The sequence below is a fragment of the Methylobacterium sp. WL1 genome, from assembly GCF_008000895.1.
Lineage (GTDB): Bacteria > Pseudomonadota > Alphaproteobacteria > Rhizobiales > Beijerinckiaceae > Methylobacterium.
The window spans coordinates 535451-552701 of sequence record NZ_CP042823.1; the positions used below are offsets into that span (position 1 = coordinate 535451).

The window sequence follows — 17251 nt, forward strand, 5'->3', positions numbered from 1 at the left end:
GGAGTCGAAGAGCATGACGCGCGCCTGTATCGTGGGCTGGGCCCACACACCGTTCGGCAAGCTCGAGGAGCCGGATGTCGAGGGCCTGATCGCGCGGGTGTCCGGCGAGGCGTTGGCTCATGCCGGCGTCGAGGATTCCCAAGTCGACGGGATCTATGTGGGCGTCATGAACACCGGCTTCTCGAAGCAGGGCTTCGAGGGGTCGCAGGTCGCGCTCACTCGGCCGGGCCTCGCCCATGCACCGGCGACGCATCTGGAGAACGCCTGCGCCACCGGTTCGGCGGCGCTCTACGCGGCCCTCGATTTCGTCGATAGCGGCCGCGGGCGGATCGCCCTGGTGGTCGGCGCCGAGAAGATGACGGCGAAATCCGTTGCCGAGACCGGCGACATCCTGCTCGGCGCCTCCTACCGGAAAGAGGAGGCCGACATCGAGGGCGGCTTCGCGGGCGTGTTCGGGCGGATCGCGGCCGGCTACTTCCAGCGCTACGGCGACCGCAGCGAGGAACTGGCCCGGATCGCCGCCAAGAACCACCGCAACGGTGTAGGCAACCCCTACGCGCAGCTCAGGAAAGACCTGGGCTTCGAGTTCTGCAACAAAGTCTCCGAGAAGAACCCCTACGTGGCGGCACCGCTGCGGCGCACCGACTGCTCGCTGATCTCCGACGGCGCCGCCGCCCTGGTGGTGGCCGATGCCGAGACGGCGGAAGGGTTGGCCCGCGCCGTCGGCTTCCGCGCCCGTGCGCACGTCAACGATATCCTCCCCCTGTCCCGCCGGGACCCGACCGCGTTCAAGGGCGCCCGGCTCGCCTGGGAGAAGGCGCGCGCGCAGGCCGGGATCGGCAACGACGACCTGTCGTTCGTGGAGACGCACGATTGCTTCACCATCGCCGAAATCATCGAGTACGAGGCGATGGGGCTGGCCGAACCCGGCCAGGGTTATCGCGTCGTCCGCGAGGGGCTGACCGAGAAGGGCGGCCGGCTGCCGATCAATCCGTCGGGCGGGCTGAAGTCCAAGGGCCATCCGGTCGGCGCCACCGGCGTCTCGATGCACGTGATGGCCTGCCTCCAGCTCATGGGCGAGGCGGGCGAGATGCAGGTCCCAGGCGCGAACCTGGCCGGGATCTTCAACATGGGCGGGGCCGCGGTGGCCAACTACGTGTCGATCCTGGAGCGGCGGCGGTAGCACCGCTCCACATCGGGCCAACAGAGGGGAGGGGAGCGATCCCCTCTCAGCCGAGCTTGTCGAGGGCTTGGCTGAGGTCGGCGATCAGGTCGGCCTCGTTCTCCAGGCCGATCGAGAGACGCACGGTCTCGGGGCCGACCTGCGCGGCGGCCTTCTCGCCCTCGGGCAATTGCCGGTGCGTCGTCGAGGACGGGTGAATCGCCAGCGACTTGATCTCGCCGATGTTGACCAGGTGCGAGATCAGTTCGAGCCCGGCGATGAACGCCAGGGCCGCCGGCTCACCGCCCTTCAGCGCGAAGGTGAAGATCGAGCCCGGTCCCTGCGGGGTGTAGCGCCGGGCGAGGTCTTCCCCAATCTGCCCCGGCAGTCCGGGATAGCTCACCCAGGCCACCGCCGGGTGGTCCTGCAGGAAGGCTGCCACGGCCCGCGCGTTGGCGCAGTGGCGTTCCATGCGCAACGGCAGGGTCTCGATGCCCATCAGGGTCAGGAAGGCGTTCATCGGCGACAGACCGGGGCCGAGATCGCGCAGGCCGAAGAACCGGCAGGCCGCCGCGAAGGGCGTCTCGGGGAAGCTCTTGGTCAGGACCAAGCCGTCGTAGTCCGGCCAGGGGTCGGTGATCAGGTTGTAGCCGGTGGTCCGGGTCCAGTCGAAGGAGCCGGCATCGCAGATCATGCCGCCGATGGTCTGGCCCGAACCGCTCAAGAACTTCGAGGTCGAGTGCCAGACGATGTCCGCACCGTGCTCGATCGGCCGGATCAGGGCCGGCGAGGCCAGGGTGTTGTCGACCACGAGGGGCAGGCCGTGGCGACGGGCTACCGCGGCGATCCCGTCGAGGTCCACCACCGAGGCGCACGGGTTCACGATCGACTCGCAGAAGATGGCCCGGCATTCCGGCGTGATCGCCGCCTCGAAATCCTCCGGCCGCATGCCGGCGGCGAAGCGGGGCTTCAGGTCGTAGCGGCCGTCGAGTCGGCGCATCAGGCCCAGCGAGCCGCCGAACAGCCGCGGCGAGGCCACGTAGGCGTCGCCGCTCTTCATCAGGGTCATCAGCACCAGCATCATCGCCGACTGCCCGGAGGAGACCGCGACGCCGGCCTTGGCGCCCTCCAGGTCGGCGACCCGGCGCTCCAGGGCGGCCACCGTCGGGTTCGACCCGCGCGAGTACGAGAACCCGGACCGGCGGCCCGCGAAGATGTCCGCCGCCTGCTCGGTGGAATCGAACACGAAGCCGTTGGTGAAGTAGATCGGCTGGACCCGCGCGCCGGTGGCGGGATCGGGCGCCGCGCCGGCATGGATGGCCCGGGTCGCGAAGCGGTGCTGTCGGCTGGTATCCGTCATGGCTCTCGGTCGGCTGTACGGCGCCCGGATCGTCGACGCGCCCGAGCCGGAGGAGGCTTCACGCCGCGCGACGGATGAAGGCCTGCAGGGTTCGGACCAGGGTCGTGGGCTCGTAGGGCTTCGGAATGAAGCGGGCCCCCTCCGGCATGTCGTTGGGGCCGGGGGTGCCCATGCCGGATACGACGAGGACGGGGATGGTCGGCCAGCGATGCGCCACGAGGCGGGCCAGGGCGAACCCGTCCATCGAGCCCTGCGGCATGTCGACATCCGTCATCAGGACGCCGACATCGTCGCGGTTTTCCAGGACCTTCAGCGCCTTGTCGGCGTGGCTGGCCTCCAGCACGGTGAAGCCGGCATCCGCCAGGGTATCGGACGCCTCCATGAGCAGGAGGCCGTCATCCTCCACCAGCAGCACCACGGGTTGGTCGGACAAGCTTTCAGTCATCAGACCTGCAAAGGTTCAGTCGCGACGTTCGAAGCCCGCGCCGTATTCCCCGGGCCTGCCCCCGTCAAGGCGCGGGACCTGCGGCGTCAGGCGGCCTCCTCACGCTTCCCCAGGCGCTTGTCGAGGTAAGTGTCCACCGTCTGAGTCAGTTCATCGACCTTGCCGTCGAAGAAATGGTTGGCGCCCTCGACCATCTGGTGCTCGATGATCACGCCCTTCTGCACCTTCACCTTCTCGATCACCGGCATGACGTCCCGGGCCGGCGCGACGCGATCCTCGGAGCCGTGCACGAACAGGCCGGAGGAGGGGCAGGGGGCCAGGAAGGTGAAGTCGAAGCGGTTGGCCATCGCGGCGATCGAGATGAAGCCCTCGATCTCGGGACGCCGCATCAGCAGCTGCATGCCAATCCAGGCGCCGAACGACACGCCGGCGATCCAGCACGACTTCGCCTCCGGGTTGACCGACTGCACCCAGTCGAGGGCCGCGGCCGCGTCGGAGAGCTCACCCGAACCGTGGTCGAACGCGCCCTGGCTGCGGCCGACCCCGCGAAAATTGAAACGCAGGGCTGCAAAGCCGCGATTGGCGAAGGTGTAGAAAAGATTGTACACAATTTGATTGTTCATCGTACCCCCGAACTGGGGGTGCGGGTGCAGGACGATGGCAATCGGCGCGCCGCGCTTCTTGGGGGCCTGATAGCGGCCTTCCAGACGTCCGGCCGGGCCGGTGAAGATGACTTCAGGCATCGTTCAACTCTCGTTTCAGCGGTCGCCGGCCGCGCGATCTCGGGCAGTGAAGAGGCAGCCTTGACTCGCCGCACGCACACCATACAAACGCTCTTAGAACAGTTCTAGGCGATTAGAACTATTCTAATGTAGGTGAGCGGGCACGCGGTGCCAGTTCTCTGCACCAGCCGTTCGGTTGGCGACATCTCATTTGTCGGCGCGCCTTAGCACGGCGAGCCGGTCCGCGGGCAAGGAATTGTCACGCGCCGTATGCAGGGGACCACACGGAATCAGCATGAGCCGGGCCCGCGCCTATCTCGATCACAACGCGACCGCCCCCGTCCGCCCCGCCGTGGCGGAAGCGGTGGCGCGCGCGCTGATGCTGCCCGGCAACCCGTCCTCGATCCATCAAGAGGGCCGGGCTGCCCGCGCCGCGCTGGAAGCGGCCCGCGGTCAGGTCGCGGCCCTCGTGAATGCCCGGCCGGCGCAGGTGGTGTTCACCAGCGGCGGGACGGAGGCCGCGAATGCGGTTCTGTCCGGCGCCCTCGGCCGGCGCGGCCAGCCGAAGCCGACGCGGCTGCTCCATTCCGCCACCGAGCACCCCTGCGTTGCCGCAGGCCACCGATTCTCCCGAGACGCAGTCGAGGAAATACCGGTCACACCCGAGGGCGTGATCGATCTCCTCGTCCTCCAACAACGCCTCGGCGCGCTCGCGGACGAGAGCGTGCTGATCTCGGTCCATGCGGCCAACAACGAGACCGGCGCGATCCAGCCCCTGTCCGACGTCGTCGCCCTGGCCCGCGCGCATGGCCGGGCCCTGGTCCACACCGATGCCGTTCAGGCGGTCGGCAAGGTCGCCTTCGACATGGCGACCCTGGGAATCGACGCGCTCACGCTGTCGGGGCACAAATTCGCGGCCCCCAAGGGGGTCGGCGCGATGATCCTGGCCGACGATGTCGCCCTGGACGCGGCGTTCCTCCGCGGTGGCGGGCAGGAGCGGCGCCAGCGCTGCGGAACCGAGTGCCTGCCGGCGATCGTTGGTATGGGCGAGGCGGCCCGGATCGCGACCGAAGCCCTCGTGCCGGAGGGCGTTCGCCTCGCCGGCTTGCGCGACCGGATCGAAGCCGGCCTGCGCGTCCGCGCCCCGGAGGCCGTGGTGTTCGCGGCCGGCGCGCTGCGACTGCCGAACACGCTGAGCTTCGCGGTTCCGGGCCTCGACGCGCCCGCCGCCCTGATCGCCTTCGACCTCGCCGGCGTGGCGGTGTCGTCGGGCTCGGCCTGCTCGTCGGGCAAAGTCGCACGTTCGGCGACACTGTCGGCGATGGGCGTCGCGCCCGAGCTTGCCGGGGGCGCGCTGCGCGTCAGCCTCGGCTGGAACACGGTGGACGAGGATGCGTCATGCTTTCTCGACGCCTTCGAACGGGTCTTGCAGCCCCTATATAAGCGGCGAGGGTACGCGGCCTGAATCAGCCGCGTCCCACGCTTTCCGAAAGACGCTTCCCGGTCCTTGAAACCGGGCTTGCCAGGAGATGCTCATGCCTGCCGTGCAGGAAACAATCGACCGGGTCCGCTCGATCGACCTCGACCAGTACAAGTACGGGTTCGAGACCACCATCGAGATGGAGAAGTCCGCCAAGGGCATCTCCGAGGACGTCGTGCGCTTCATCTCGGCCAAGAAGAACGAGCCGGCATGGCTGCTCGAATGGCGCCTCGACGCCTATCGCCGCTGGCTCACCATGAAGGAGCCGGAGTGGGCGCGTGTCGCGTACGACAAGGTCGACTATAGCGACATCTACTACTACGCCGCGCCCAAGCGCCCGGCGGCGATGTCGCTCGACGAGATCGATCCGGAGATCCTGAAGACCTACGAGAAGCTCGGCATCCCGCTGCGTGAGGTCGAGGTGCTGGAAGGCATCGCGCCGGAGCGCCGCGTCGCAGTCGACGCCGTGTTCGATTCGGTTTCGGTGGCCACGACCTTCAAGAAGGAGCTCTCGAAGGCCGGCGTGATCTTCATGCCGATTTCCGAGGCCGTGCAGGAATATCCCGAGCTGGTGAAGAAGTACCTGGGCACGGTGGTGCCCTCGACCGACAACTTCTTCGCGACGCTGAACTCTGCGGTCTTCTCCGACGGCTCGTTCGTCTACATCCCGCCGGGCGTCCGCTGCCCGATGGAGCTGTCGACCTACTTCCGCATCAACGAGCGCGACACCGGCCAGTTCGAGCGCACGCTGATCATCGCCGACAAGGGCTCGTACGTCTCGTACCTCGAGGGCTGCACCGCCCCGAAGCGCGACGACAACCAGCTCCACGCCGCGGTGGTCGAGCTGGTCGCTTTGGACGACGCCGAGATCAAGTACTCGACGGTCCAGAACTGGTACCCGGGCGACAACGAAGGTAAGGGTGGCATCTACAACTTCGTCACCAAGCGCGGTGATTGCCGCGGCGCCCGCTCCAAGATCTCTTGGACCCAGGTCGAGACCGGCTCGGCGATCACCTGGAAGTACCCGTCCTGTATCCTGCGTGGCGACGAATCCCGCGGCGAGTTCTATTCGATCGCAGTATCGAACGGCATGCAGCAAGTCGATTCCGGCACCAAGATGATCCACCTCGGCAAGAACACCACCAGCCGGATCATCTCGAAGGGCATCTCCGCCGGGCGTTCGCAGAACACCTACCGGGGCTTGGTCTCCGCCCACAAGAAGGCCAAGAACGCCCGCAACTTCACCAACTGCGACTCGCTGCTGATCGGCGACCAGTGCGGGGCGCACACCGTGCCCTACATCGAGTCGAAGAACGCGTCCGCGGTGTTCGAGCACGAGGCGACCACCTCGAAGATCTCCGAGGACCAGAAGTTCTACTGCCTGCAGCGCGGCCTCTCCGAGGAGGAGGCGACCGCGCTCATCGTCAACGGCTTCGTCCGGGACGTGCTGCAGCAGCTGCCGATGGAGTTCGCCGTCGAGGCCCAGAAGCTGATCTCGATCAGCCTCGAAGGCTCGGTCGGCTAAGGTCCGACGGGCGTCGATACCCATGGCGATCGCGGCATCCCCGCGGTCGCCGACCGGATTGCGCGAAGGTGTTCATGCGCCGCATCCGGAGCTGAAGGCCTTCGAAATGGCCGTCTCGGTGACGGCGATAAGGAACTGACGGCACGCGGTCGGTGCATCAACCCGATCCGCCGTTCGATAGGACTTGAACTAACATGCTGGAAATCAAGAACCTCGTCGTGCAGATCGAGGACAACCGCATCCTGAACGGCCTGAACCTGACCGTGAACGACGGCGAGGTCGCGGCGATCATGGGGCCGAACGGGTCGGGCAAGTCGACCCTGTCCTACGTCATCGCCGGCAAGGAGGACTACGAGGTCCTCGACGGCGAGATCCTGCTCGACGGGCAGAACGTGCTGGAGATGGCCGCCGACGAGCGCGCCGCGGCCGGCGTCTTCCTGGCCTTCCAGTACCCGCTGGAGATTCCCGGCGTCGGCACCATGACCTTCCTCAAGGCCTGCCTCAACGCCCAGCGCCGCGCCCGCGGAGAGGGCGAGATTTCGACGCCGGACTTCATCCGCAAGGTCAACGCCGCCGCCGACAAGCTCGAGATCAACAAGGAGATGCTCAAGCGCGCCCTCAACGTCGGCTTCTCCGGCGGTGAGAAGAAGCGCATGGAGATCCTCCAGATGGCGCTGCTGGAGCCGAAGTTCTGCGTGCTCGACGAGACCGATTCCGGCCTCGACATCGACGCCCTGCGCATCGTCTCCGAGGGCGTCAACGCGCTCCGGGCCCAGGGCCGCTCGTTCCTGGTGATCACCCACTACCAGCGCCTGCTCAACCACATCGTGCCCGATACCGTGCACGTCATGTCGAAGGGCCTGATCGTGAAGACCGGCGGCAAGGAACTGGCGCTCGAACTCGAGGCGTCTGGCTACGCCGAGTACCGCACCAACGAGGCCGCGTAAGCCCATGGCCGAGATCCAGAACCTGCGCACCAGCGCCGAGACCGGGCTGTCGAGCCTGTTCGAGGCTGCTCGCAAGGGCTTCGCCTCGGAAGAGGCGATCGCCCGCGAGGAGGCGTTCCGCTTCTTCGAGGCCGCCGGCCTTCCCAGCCGGCGGGTGGAGGCGTTCAAGTACACCGACCTGCGCGCCGCCATGAAGGAGGCCGTACCGCCGGCCGAGGCCCCGTCTGCGGAAGCCGCCCAGGCCGCCGCGGCATCCGCCAAGGGCTTTGCCGGCCTCGACGCGGCGCATCTGACCTTCGTCAACGGCCATCTCGTCCGTCCGCTGTCGGACCTCGACGGGCTGCCGGCCGGCCTCACCGTAACGCCGCTCAACGATGCGATGGGCAAGAGCGACACCCGCCTCCGGCTGCTCGCGCCGGTGGAGCAGGCTCGCGAGAACCCGATCTACCAGCTCAACACCGCCTTCCTGGCCGACGGCGCGCTGATTTCGGTCGCTCCCGGTACCAAGATCGAGCGGGCCCTGCATCTGCGCTTCATCGGCAGCGGCTCCGAGGGTTTCTCCACGGCGACGCGGGTCCTGGTCGATCTCGGCGACGGCGCCGAGATAACCATGCTGGAGAGCCACGAGGGTCCGGACGGCCTGACCTACCAGCCGAACGATGCGCTCGACGTGCGGGTCGGCAAGCAGGCCGTCTTCCGCCATGCCCGGCTCAACCGGGAGGGAAACGCCGCCATCGCACTCTCGACGATCAGCGTGCGCCTCGACGACGAGTCCCGGCTGGAGACGGTCAACCTGGTCACCGGTGCCGTCCTGTCGCGCCACCAGATCTACATGCACGTCGCCGGTGAAAACGTGAACGCCGTGGTCAACGGCGCGGCGATGCTGGGCAACGGGCAGCTGGCCGACTCGACCCTGTTGGCCGACCACGCGGCCGTGGGCGGCATCGGCCGCGAGATGTTCAAGACGGTGATCGACGGGGATGCCACCGGGGTATTCCAGGGCAAGATCATCGTCCGGCAGGCTGCGCAGCAGACCGACGGCAAGATGAAGTCGGACTGCCTGCTCCTCAACGACGAGGGGCAGATGATGAACAAGCCGGAGCTGGAGATCTTCGCCGACGACGTCGCCTGCGGCCATGGTGCCACCTGTGGCGCCCCGGACGAGGACCTGCTGTTCTACCTGATGGCCCGTGGCCTGCCGCGCTCGGTGGCCGAGAGCCTCCTGGTCCAGGCCTTCGTCGGCGAGGCGATCGAATCGGTCACGCACGAGGGTGCCCGCGCGGCGCTGATCGGCGAGATCGAGGCCTGGCTCGCTGCACGCGCTTGAACGATCGGCCGGTCCTCCCGCAGGATCGGCCGGCTCCGCGAATCCCGAGCCCCGTTCGCGGGTCATCGGGGTCGCGACGCCCTTTCCGGAGGCCTCCTTCGAGACCTTCGCTTCGCTTCGGCCCCTCGGATCGAGGTGGCCCATGGGACGGACTCGAGGTCCCAGAAGGTCGCGACCATGAACGCACCCGTCCGCACCACCGGCTACGACGTCGAGGCTGTCCGCAAGGACTTCCCGATCCTGTCGCAGACAGTCTACGGCAAGCCGCTGGTCTATCTCGACAACGCGGCCTCGGCTCAGAAGCCCAGACGGGTCATCGACGCGATGGTCTCCTGCATGGAGACCGGCTACGCCAACGTTCACCGCGGCCTGCACTTCATGGCGAACGCCGCCACGGAGGGGTTCGAGGGCGCCCGGGAGACCACGCGCCAGTTCCTCAACGCCGCCTCCACCGACGAGATCATCTTCACCCGCAACGCCACCGAGGCCTACAACCTCGTGGCCTCCAGCATGGGCTGGGCCGGGCTGATCGGCGAGGGTGACGAGATCATCCTGTCGATCATGGAGCACCACTCCAACATCGTGCCCTGGCACTTCCTGCGCGAGCGGCGCGGGGCCGTGATCAAGTGGGCGCCGGTGGACGAGGACGGCAACTTCCTCGTCGAGGAATACGAGAAGCTGTTCACGCCGCGCACCAAGATGGTGGCGATCACCCACATGTCGAACGTGCTGGGTACGGTGACGCCTGCGGAGGAGATCGTCCGCATCGCGCATGCGCACGGCGTTCCGGTGCTGCTCGACGGCGCGCAGAGCGCCGTTCACCAGCCGATCGACGTGCGGGCGCTCGACTGCGACTTCTTCATCTTCACCGGCCACAAGGTCTACGGGCCCACCGGCATCGGCGTGCTCTACGGCAAGAAGGAGTGGCTGGAGCGCCTGCCCCCGTACCAGGGCGGCGGCGAGATGATCCGGGCCGTCAGCCAGGACACGGTCACGTACAACGACCCGCCGCATCGCTTCGAAGCCGGGACCCCAGCGATCGTCGAGGCGGTCGGGCTCGGGGCGGCGCTGGAATACATGCTGGGCCTGGGCCGGGAGAACATCGCGGCGCACGAAGCGATGCTGACGCGCTACGCGCACGAGCGCCTGGGCGCCATGAACGCCCTGCGGATCATCGGCACCGCCAAGGGCAAGGGCGGCGTGGTCAGCTTCGAGATGAAGGGCGCCCACGCGCACGACATCGCCACGGTGATCGACCGACAGGGCGTCGCGGTGCGGGCCGGCACGCATTGCGCTATGCCGCTGCTGACGCGCTTCGGCGTCACCTCGACCTGCAGGGCCTCGTTCGGGCTTTACACCACGCCGGCCGAGATCGATGCCCTTGCCGAGGCGCTCGGCAAAGCCGAGATGATGTTCGCCTGATCGGCGCAGCGTTCCGAACCCGATCGTGAGGACGATGCGCGTGCCGCGAGGAAACCGGGGCCGTCTGGACGGGCCCGGGGGAGAGTGAAACCATGAGCACCGACGCCACAATCACCGGCGGCGCGAACGCCCCCGCGGTCGAAGCCGCATCGGCGATCCCGCCGGCCGAGCTGGACCGGCTGACCGACGACATCGTCGCGGCGCTGAAATCCGTCTACGATCCGGAGATCCCGGCGGACATCTACGAGCTCGGCCTGATCTACAAGGTCGATATCGGCGACGACCGGAAGGTCGCGATCGACATGACCCTGACCGCTCCCGGCTGTCCCGTCGCCGGTGAGATGCCGGGCTGGGTCGAGAACGCCGTCAGCGCCGTGCCGGGCATTCAATCGTGCACCGTCACGATGGTGTTCGACCCGCCGTGGGATCAGAGCCGGATGTCGGACGAGGCTCGCGTCGCCCTGGATATGTGGTAGCGCAGCCCCGAACGGCCGACGCTCAACACCGACGCCGGCTATCGGGAGGGCGCATGCTCCACATGCGCCCCTTCACCCGTGCCAAACGTTTCAATCGTTCGCATCGGCCACGACACGAGCAACTTCCACGGGCAGGGCTAATACTAAGGCCGCCCGCCCGGGTCGAGAGAGCGTCGATCGCGCTATAGGCCTGCACGTCGACGGGCGCGATGGAAGCAGCGCTCGACCGGCCGATGAGCTTCAATTCGACAGCTACTGTGAAACGAGTACAGAAACGGCCAGGCAGTCTATCAATTGATGTAGATTTTAAGATTTTAGTAACCAAGAGTGTCCACTGGGGCAGGTGGCTGCCGGTTTATTCGGCGTCGCGGATCGCACATGGTGGGGACGAATGGGTCCGGGTTACGTGGTCGCGGTGCTTCTCGAAGTGGCCGGGCTGAGCGGTATCGTCGTGGCCGCGTTCGTAATGCGTACGGAGCGGAAAGCGCGGGTGGCCGAATTGCGCAGTTTCCTCCTCTCCGGCCAGACTTCGGTGGCGGTTCCCACGCCGGTCGCGCAGAACCGATGGTTTTCGCCCACGCCCCGTGTCGTGAATGTCCCCGTCGCTACCCAGCAACGCCGTGACGGGCGGCCTCAGGAAACGGCGGCACGGTCAGCCTTGAGACGCGCCTTCGCGCGACACGGCTCGACGGAGATGGGCGGGATGGTGGCGGCCTCGATCAGCGCAGGATGACGTCCAGGCCGCTGCCGAGCAGCGTGACGGCGCTGAGGAGGAGCATGAACTTCAGGTCTTCGAAGCGAGTGCTCATGGTGGATCCGTCCTCTTGGTGCGGTTCGTCGCCGTTCCGATGATGCATTATCGTCTGATTAACGACTGTTTCGAGAGTCGTTTCAGGAACTGTTAGGGATTGGACCGCGCTTTCCATTTAGTAAGGTTGATAAAAGGTTAAGTTCGATCCGGCCTGTTGAGTTCGTCTTAACGGAGCTTCGGCCGGCCGGCGGTGCGCCGCCGCACGATCGCGCGGCAACAGGAAGGGCGCCGGACCATGATACAGCCATCGACCAGTCCCCTCCTGCGGGTGCGCGACTGGCTTTTCCGGGACCGGCAGACCGGCGCCATCACGATTGCGCAATGGCCGAACCTGCCGCTCTGGTTGTTCCTCGCGCTGACGCTGGCGGCATGGCTGGCAAGCGGCGCCGAGCCCCTGGGATCTTGGCTCGCCATCGGCGCCGATGTCGCCCTGGGCTGGTGGGCGGTCGATGAACTCGTCCGCGGCGTCAACCCATGGCGCAGGATGCTCGGCCTCGCGACGCTGGTCGGACTGGCCGCGCTCGTCTTGCTCCGGCGCGGTGGATAGGCTCGTCGTAGGCGCGTCAGCAGCCGCACACGAACCCGAGCCCCGGGATCGACAGCCGGACCTCAGCGGGAGCACGCCTCTACTGATCTTCGCGATCGGCGGTGCGTTTCGGCATGCAAGAGCGGCGACGGCGCGCAATTCAGTCGACCGCGGTATTCAATCTCCGCAGCCGGTCGTTACCGGCCGGCTCAAAACCAATCCTGCGTCTCCGGTCCATGTGACTACCGAGAAGCGTAACGGTTGATTGCCGCGTCGCGAAAACTCATGAATGGTCGGGTCGAATTCCGTCCCGAGCAGCGTCGGCCTTTCGAGGTGCGCAGACCCCTGCTCGGCTGCCGTTTAAGCTGGACCGCACGATGACCACGCCAGGCGCCTTCGAATCCTCCGAAGCTGCAGAGCGGCTCGATGAGCGGGCGCAGCTCCTCCGCTACATCGCCGATACCCTGGACCTTCCGGTATCACTCTTTCGCCGCCGCACCGCGCAAGGCGATGACGGCCCGACGGCCGCCGAATGCGACGCGATCCTGGCGACCTTTTCGCGCATCCGCGATCCGGAGGCCCGGCGGCACTGCCTGGCGCTGGTCTCTCGCTGCGCCGACGCTCAGGAATGACGCCGGTCTCGCTGTGCGCTTGCGCACGTGGGTGGCGTGAGAACCGTATAGACGCCGTGCTATCGGGGCGCCCGCTTCCGCCAGAGGCCCACCCGATCGTCAGGCCGTGCGGAACGTCGCGGCGGCAGACGGGCCCAGAGCCGAGCCGGCGGTCGCCGGTGCACGACGCCCCGCATTCCATTCAGGCCCCGATGCCGATCATCTCCATTTCGAAGCTCTCGAAAACCTATCAGTCCGGCTTCACCGCGTTGAGCGGCATCGACCTCACCATCGAGCGGGGCGAGATCTTCGCGCTGCTGGGCCCGAACGGGGCCGGCAAGTCGACATTGATCAATATCGTCTGCGGCATCGTCACCGCGAGTTCCGGAACGGTGGTGGTCGACGGCCACGACATCGCCGTGGATTACCGCGCCGCGCGCCGGGCGATCGGGCTCGTCCCGCAGGAACTCACCACCGACGCCTTCGAGACGGTGCTGAACACCGTGAGCTTCTCCCGCGGCCTGTTCGGACTGCAGCCCGATCCCGGCCATATCGAGCGGATCCTGCGGGCGCTGTCGCTCTGGGACAAGCGCGACAGCCGCCTGATGACCCTCTCGGGCGGGATGAAGCGCCGGGTTCTGATCGCCAAGGCTCTCTCGCACGAACCCCGGGTGCTGTTCCTCGACGAGCCGACCGCCGGCGTCGATGTGGAGTTGCGCCAGGACATGTGGCGGCTCGTGCGCGACCTGCGCCAGCAGGGCGTCACCGTGATCCTGACCACCCACTACATCGAGGAGGCGGAGGAGATGGCAGACCGGATCGGCGTGATCCGGCGGGGCCAGATCATCCTGGTCGAGGAGAAGGCCGCGCTGATGCGCAAGCTTGGGCGCAAGCAGCTGACCCTGCAGCTCCAGACCCCGATCACCGCGATCCCGCCCGAGCTTGCGGAGTACGAGCTGGCGCTCGCCGGCGACGGCCGTGAACTGGTCTACACCTACGACACCCGCGCGGAGCGGACCGGGATCACCGGCCTGCTCACCGGCCTCGCCGCTGCCGGCATCCGGTTCAGCGATCTTCAGACGGAGCAGAGTTCCCTGGAGGACATCTTCGTCGGCTTGGTGCGCGAGGGAGAGGCACGGATATGAACGCGACCATGAGCATGAACTGGCCGGCCGTCCGCGCCATCTACCGCTTCGAAATGGGCCGCTTCTGGCGTACCGCCGGGCAGAGCATCCTGGCCCCGGTGATCTCGACGACCCTGTACTTCGTGGTGTTCGGGGCCGCGATCGGCTCGCGGGTCTCGGCGGTGGACGACGTGCCCTACGGGCTGTTCATCGTGCCCGGCCTGATTATGCTCTCGCTGCTGACGCAGAGCATCTCGAACGCCTCGTTCGGCATCTACTTCCCGCGCTTCGCCGGCACGATCTACGAGATCCTCTCGGCCCCGATCTCACCGCTGGAGGTGGTGTTGGGCTTCGTCGGCGCGGCTGCGTCCAAGTCGATCCTGATCGGCCTGATCATCCTGGCGACCTCGGCGCTGTTCGTGCCGCTGCGGATCGACCATCCGGTCTGGATGATCGGCTTCCTGCTGCTCACCGCGGTGACGTTCAGCCTGTTCGGCTTCGTCATCGGGCTCTGGGCGGATGGGTTCGAGAAGCTGCAGCTGGTGCCGCTCCTCGTGGTGACGCCCCTGACGTTCCTGGGCGGCAGCTTCTACGCCATCGACATGCTGCCGCCGTTCTGGCACGCGGTGAGCCTCGTCAACCCGGTGGTCTACCTGATCAGCGCCTTCCGCTGGGCGTTCTTCGGCAAGGCGGATGTCAGCATCGCAATCAGCCTCGGGATGACGATGCTGTTTCTGGTGATCTGCCTCGGCCTCGTGACCTACATCTTCCGCACCGGCTACCGCCTGAAGAGCTGACGGTCAGGGCTGCGCGGCGAGGAAGGCCAATACGCCGTCCCGGTGCGGCTTGGCCCCCACCGCGGTGGAGTGGTCTTTGCCCTCGATCTCGAGCGCCCGGGCATCCGGCATCAGGGCGGCCAGCGCGGGGCCCGAGCCTGCGACCGTATCGAGGGTGCCGACCGAGACCAGCACCGGCACCTCGATCTGTGAGAGTTCCGCCCGGCTCAGCGTCTGGCGCGAGCCGCGCATGCAGGCCGCGAGCGCGCGAAGGTCGCTGCGGGTCTGCTCGGCGAAGGTGCGGAACGCCGCGGCGGTCGGGTTCGGAGCGGGGGTGCCGGGGGGCGCCTCCAGCGCCTCCGAGATCCCGGACGGCAAGCCCTTGCCCTCGACGAGGTGCATGCCGAGCCCGCCGATCAGCGCGGACCGGACCCGGTCGGCATGGTCGAGGGCGATGTGGGCGGTGATCCGCCCGCCCATCGAGTAGCCCATCACGTGCGCGCGTTCGATGCCGATATGGTCGAGCAGCCGTATCGCGTCGCCCGCCATGGCCTCCGAGCTATATTCCGCCGGGTCGTAGAGCTTCTGGCTCTCGCCGTGCCCGCGATTGTCGAGGGCGATCGCCCGGTATCCGGCCTGCGTCAGCGCGCGCACCCACTGGGTGTTGACCCAGTTGACCGCGTGGTTGGAGGCGAAACCATGGATCAGCAGGATCGGCGTGCCGGGCCCCTCCGCCGGCGGGACGTCGATATACGCGATCCGCACGCCGTCCGAATCGAAGGAATCCATGCCGTGCAACCCGTGCCGTCGAAGCTCGGCCTCCGCTTAGACCACAGGGCCGCGCGGGGGCAACGCGGATCGCTCCGCTTGCCGGGGCGGGCGCCGGCTGGCACACCGCCCCGGCTATGACCGATCCCAAGCCCTACGGCACCTACGAACCGGCCGGCCTCGTGGCGGCGATCACCCGCCGGACCAACCGGATCCCGGCCGAGTCCTGGTATGGGCGGCGCCTAGCGCTGTTCCTTCGCCGGATCGCGATCTCGCGGCTGGGCGGCAAGCCCCTCGACGTGACCCGCTACGGCGCCCGGATGCGCCTGCACCCCTACAACAACAACTGCGAGAAGAAGGTGCTGTTCACGCCGCAATTCTTCGATCCGCAGGAGCGTGCGCTGCTGCAGGAGCGCCTGCCGAAGGACTGCGTCTTCCTGGATATCGGCGCCAACATCGGCGCCTACGCCCTGTGCGTCGCGGCGTTCTCGGGGCCGGCCGCCCGGATCGTCGCAGTCGAGCCCCAACCCGACGTATTCGAGCGCCTCACCTACAACATCGCCCAGAACCCGTTCCACACCGTCAAGGCGGTCGCCTGCGCGGTGGCCGACAAGGCGGGCGAGCTGACCCTGTTCATCGACCCGCGCAACCGCGGCGAGTCGAGCCTGCGGATCGTCGGCACCAACGAGGGCGCCCGGATCACCGTGCCGGCGGTACCGCTCATCGACCTCCTGCGAACTGAAGGCCTGACCCGGGTCGATGCCATCAAGCTCGACGTCGAGGGCGCCGAAGACCTGATCCTGGAGCCGTTCTTGCGCGAGGCGCCGGAAGCGCTGCTCCCCCGCATCCTGCTCATCGAGAACGGCACCGGCCAGTGGCAGATCGACCTGCCCAAGCACCTGGAGAGGCTAGGCTATCGCGAGATTTCGCGCTCCCGGCTGAACCTGATGTTCGAGCGCCAGGCACCGGTCAGGGCGGCGTGATCACCGGGATCTCGTCGGTCACGGCGACCCCCGCGGGGCTCACCGCGCAGCGATAGGCATGGACCGCGACGCCGGCCGCGCGGGCGTCGCGGAACGCCCGGTCGAAGGCCGGGTCGATGTCCCGCGCGACGTCGAACGCCTCCGCGTGCATCTGCACCACGATGATCACCATCGCCCGGCCGCCATCCACGACCACCTGGGCCAAATCGCGCATGTGCCGGGCGCTGCGGGCGGCGATGCAATCCGGAAATTCCGCGAGGCCCGCCCGGCGCATCAGGTGGCAGTTCTTGACCTCGACGTGGCAGGGCCCGGTGGCCGCGCCGCTCGCGAGGAAATCGACGCGGCTGGCCTTCGCGTAGCGGACTTCCGGACGGAAGACGTCGTGCCCGGCGAGTGAGGCGATCACGCCGGCGCGAAACGCCTCGGCCACCAGGGCGTTCGGGCGCAGGGTGTTGATGCCGACCCATTGCGGGCCGCCCGGCAGGTCGGCCTCCACCAATTCCCAGGTCAGCGGCAGCTTGCGCGCGGGATTGCTCGAGCGGGAGAGCAGGACCGGCCGTCCCGGCACGTTGAGGCCCAGCATCGCACCGGGATTGGGGCAATGCGCGGTGACGAGGCCGTCGTCGGTTTCGATGTCGGCGAGGAAGCGCTTGTAGCGCCGCACCAGCGGACCGGACGCGAGCGGCGCGGCGAACAGCATCGGGGGGATATCTCCGGGTTCGTGTGGTCCGGGCCGGTGGATGCGCTATCTGCAGAACAACCGACGCCAAAGGTGTCACCGCTGCG

The 17251-nt window shown here is 67.5% G+C and carries 18 protein-coding genes; 13 read left to right on the plus strand and 5 right to left on the minus strand.

What is annotated here, in order from left to right; genetic code table 11:
- Positions 1 to 13: 13 nt before the first annotated feature.
- Positions 14 to 1183, plus strand: coding sequence for an acetyl-CoA acetyltransferase (locus FVA80_RS02930; RefSeq protein WP_147905735.1), 1170 nt, complete (start codon positions 14 to 16; stop codon positions 1181 to 1183).
- Positions 1184 to 1229: 46 nt separating this feature from the next.
- Here FVA80_RS02930 and FVA80_RS02935 read toward each other — a convergent pair whose 3' ends face one another.
- From FVA80_RS02935 to FVA80_RS02945, 3 genes are all read right to left on the minus strand, one after another.
- The gene (locus FVA80_RS02935) at positions 1230 to 2522 is read right to left on the minus strand and encodes an aminotransferase class I/II-fold pyridoxal phosphate-dependent enzyme (protein WP_147905736.1); all 1293 of its coding nucleotides are present in this window, start codon (positions 2520 to 2522) and stop codon (positions 1230 to 1232) included.
- A 58-nt stretch (positions 2523 to 2580) separates the two neighbouring features.
- A complete protein-coding gene (locus FVA80_RS02940; RefSeq protein WP_147852889.1) occupies positions 2581 to 2967 on the minus strand; it encodes a response regulator in 387 nt (128 codons plus the stop codon).
- A gap of 86 nt (positions 2968 to 3053) precedes the next feature.
- Complete coding sequence (locus tag FVA80_RS02945; protein ID WP_092045953.1) at positions 3054 to 3710, minus strand: alpha/beta hydrolase; 657 nt, start codon at positions 3708 to 3710, stop codon at positions 3054 to 3056.
- A 274-nt stretch (positions 3711 to 3984) separates the two neighbouring features.
- On the opposite strand from FVA80_RS02945, the gene FVA80_RS02950 reads away from it, so the two are divergent.
- The 11 genes from FVA80_RS02950 (at position 3985) to FVA80_RS03000 (ending at position 14735) form a co-directional block, all read left to right on the plus strand.
- Positions 3985 to 5154 (plus strand): cysteine desulfurase family protein, encoded by a 1170-nt coding sequence (locus tag FVA80_RS02950; RefSeq protein WP_147905737.1) that lies wholly within the window; start codon positions 3985 to 3987, stop codon positions 5152 to 5154.
- Between the two features lie 70 nt (positions 5155 to 5224).
- Positions 5225 to 6694, plus strand: a complete 1470-nt coding sequence (gene sufB, locus FVA80_RS02955; protein ID WP_147905738.1) for a Fe-S cluster assembly protein SufB — start codon at positions 5225 to 5227, stop codon at positions 6692 to 6694.
- Positions 6695 to 6888: 194 nt separating this feature from the next.
- Entirely contained in the window at positions 6889 to 7641 is a 753-nt protein-coding gene (gene sufC / locus FVA80_RS02960; protein WP_147852892.1) for a Fe-S cluster assembly ATPase SufC, read from the plus strand.
- A 4-nt stretch (positions 7642 to 7645) separates the two neighbouring features.
- The gene (locus FVA80_RS02965) at positions 7646 to 8968 is read left to right on the plus strand and encodes a SufD family Fe-S cluster assembly protein (RefSeq protein ID WP_147905739.1); all 1323 of its coding nucleotides are present in this window, start codon (positions 7646 to 7648) and stop codon (positions 8966 to 8968) included.
- Positions 8969 to 9145: 177 nt separating this feature from the next.
- Positions 9146 to 10390, plus strand: coding sequence for a cysteine desulfurase (locus FVA80_RS02970; RefSeq protein ID WP_147905740.1), 1245 nt, complete (start codon positions 9146 to 9148; stop codon positions 10388 to 10390).
- Between the two features lie 92 nt (positions 10391 to 10482).
- On the plus strand, positions 10483 to 10866 hold the full coding sequence (locus tag FVA80_RS02975) for an SUF system Fe-S cluster assembly protein (protein ID WP_147905741.1): 384 nt from the start codon (positions 10483 to 10485) through the stop codon (positions 10864 to 10866).
- Positions 10867 to 11257: 391 nt separating this feature from the next.
- The gene (locus FVA80_RS02980) at positions 11258 to 11599 is read left to right on the plus strand and encodes a hypothetical protein (protein ID WP_187193580.1); all 342 of its coding nucleotides are present in this window, start codon (positions 11258 to 11260) and stop codon (positions 11597 to 11599) included.
- A 313-nt stretch (positions 11600 to 11912) separates the two neighbouring features.
- Positions 11913 to 12224: a hypothetical protein gene (locus FVA80_RS02985; RefSeq protein ID WP_147905742.1), complete on the plus strand. Its 312-nt coding sequence runs from the start codon at positions 11913 to 11915 to the stop codon at positions 12222 to 12224.
- 356 nt (positions 12225 to 12580) lie between these two features.
- Positions 12581 to 12835, plus strand: coding sequence for a hypothetical protein (locus tag FVA80_RS02990; protein WP_147905743.1), 255 nt, complete (start codon positions 12581 to 12583; stop codon positions 12833 to 12835).
- Positions 12836 to 13026: 191 nt separating this feature from the next.
- On the plus strand, positions 13027 to 13959 hold the full coding sequence (locus tag FVA80_RS02995) for an ABC transporter ATP-binding protein (RefSeq protein ID WP_147905817.1): 933 nt from the start codon (positions 13027 to 13029) through the stop codon (positions 13957 to 13959).
- Between the two features lie 14 nt (positions 13960 to 13973).
- Complete coding sequence (locus FVA80_RS03000; RefSeq protein WP_147905818.1) at positions 13974 to 14735, plus strand: ABC transporter permease; 762 nt, start codon at positions 13974 to 13976, stop codon at positions 14733 to 14735.
- Between the two features lie 3 nt (positions 14736 to 14738).
- Here the strand turns inward: FVA80_RS03000 and FVA80_RS03005 are convergent, their stop codons facing one another.
- Positions 14739 to 15503 carry an alpha/beta fold hydrolase gene (locus FVA80_RS03005; protein WP_147905744.1) on the minus strand — a complete coding sequence of 255 codons (765 nt, stop codon included), beginning with the start codon at positions 15501 to 15503 and terminating at the stop codon, positions 14739 to 14741.
- Between the two features lie 116 nt (positions 15504 to 15619).
- Between FVA80_RS03005 and FVA80_RS03010 the strand changes: the two genes are divergently transcribed.
- Complete coding sequence (locus FVA80_RS03010; protein WP_147905745.1) at positions 15620 to 16465, plus strand: FkbM family methyltransferase; 846 nt, start codon at positions 15620 to 15622, stop codon at positions 16463 to 16465.
- On the opposite strand, the gene sfsA is transcribed toward FVA80_RS03010, so the two are convergent.
- Positions 16452 to 17165 (minus strand): DNA/RNA nuclease SfsA, encoded by a 714-nt coding sequence (gene sfsA / locus FVA80_RS03015; protein WP_147905746.1) that lies wholly within the window; start codon positions 17163 to 17165, stop codon positions 16452 to 16454. The genes FVA80_RS03010 and sfsA overlap by 14 nt on opposite strands.
- Positions 17166 to 17251: the final 86 nt, after the last annotated feature.

Bases quoted from the DNA above. Each gene is read 5' to 3' on its own strand.
- FVA80_RS02930 (WP_147905735.1), top strand. From the start codon at position 14: ATGACGCGCGCCTGTATCGTGGGCTGGGCCCACACACCGTTCGGCAAG.
- FVA80_RS02935 (WP_147905736.1), bottom strand. From the start codon at position 2,522: ATGACGGATACCAGCCGACAGCACCGCTTCGCGACCCGGGCCATCCAT.
- FVA80_RS02940 (WP_147852889.1), bottom strand. From the start codon at position 2,967: ATGACTGAAAGCTTGTCCGACCAACCCGTGGTGCTGCTGGTGGAGGAT.
- FVA80_RS02945 (WP_092045953.1), bottom strand. From the start codon at position 3,710: ATGCCTGAAGTCATCTTCACCGGCCCGGCCGGACGTCTGGAAGGCCGC.
- FVA80_RS02950 (WP_147905737.1), top strand. From the start codon at position 3,985: ATGAGCCGGGCCCGCGCCTATCTCGATCACAACGCGACCGCCCCCGTC.
- sufB (WP_147905738.1), top strand. From the start codon at position 5,225: ATGCCTGCCGTGCAGGAAACAATCGACCGGGTCCGCTCGATCGACCTC.
- sufC (WP_147852892.1), top strand. From the start codon at position 6,889: ATGCTGGAAATCAAGAACCTCGTCGTGCAGATCGAGGACAACCGCATC.
- FVA80_RS02965 (WP_147905739.1), top strand. From the start codon at position 7,646: ATGGCCGAGATCCAGAACCTGCGCACCAGCGCCGAGACCGGGCTGTCG.
- FVA80_RS02970 (WP_147905740.1), top strand. From the start codon at position 9,146: ATGAACGCACCCGTCCGCACCACCGGCTACGACGTCGAGGCTGTCCGC.
- FVA80_RS02975 (WP_147905741.1), top strand. From the start codon at position 10,483: ATGAGCACCGACGCCACAATCACCGGCGGCGCGAACGCCCCCGCGGTC.
- FVA80_RS02980 (WP_187193580.1), top strand. From the start codon at position 11,258: ATGGGTCCGGGTTACGTGGTCGCGGTGCTTCTCGAAGTGGCCGGGCTG.
- FVA80_RS02985 (WP_147905742.1), top strand. From the start codon at position 11,913: ATGATACAGCCATCGACCAGTCCCCTCCTGCGGGTGCGCGACTGGCTT.
- FVA80_RS02990 (WP_147905743.1), top strand. From the start codon at position 12,581: ATGACCACGCCAGGCGCCTTCGAATCCTCCGAAGCTGCAGAGCGGCTC.
- FVA80_RS02995 (WP_147905817.1), top strand. From the start codon at position 13,027: ATGCCGATCATCTCCATTTCGAAGCTCTCGAAAACCTATCAGTCCGGC.
- FVA80_RS03000 (WP_147905818.1), top strand. From the start codon at position 13,974: ATGAACTGGCCGGCCGTCCGCGCCATCTACCGCTTCGAAATGGGCCGC.
- FVA80_RS03005 (WP_147905744.1), bottom strand. From the start codon at position 15,503: ATGGATTCCTTCGATTCGGACGGCGTGCGGATCGCGTATATCGACGTC.
- FVA80_RS03010 (WP_147905745.1), top strand. From the start codon at position 15,620: ATGACCGATCCCAAGCCCTACGGCACCTACGAACCGGCCGGCCTCGTG.
- sfsA (WP_147905746.1), bottom strand. From the start codon at position 17,165: ATGCTGTTCGCCGCGCCGCTCGCGTCCGGTCCGCTGGTGCGGCGCTAC.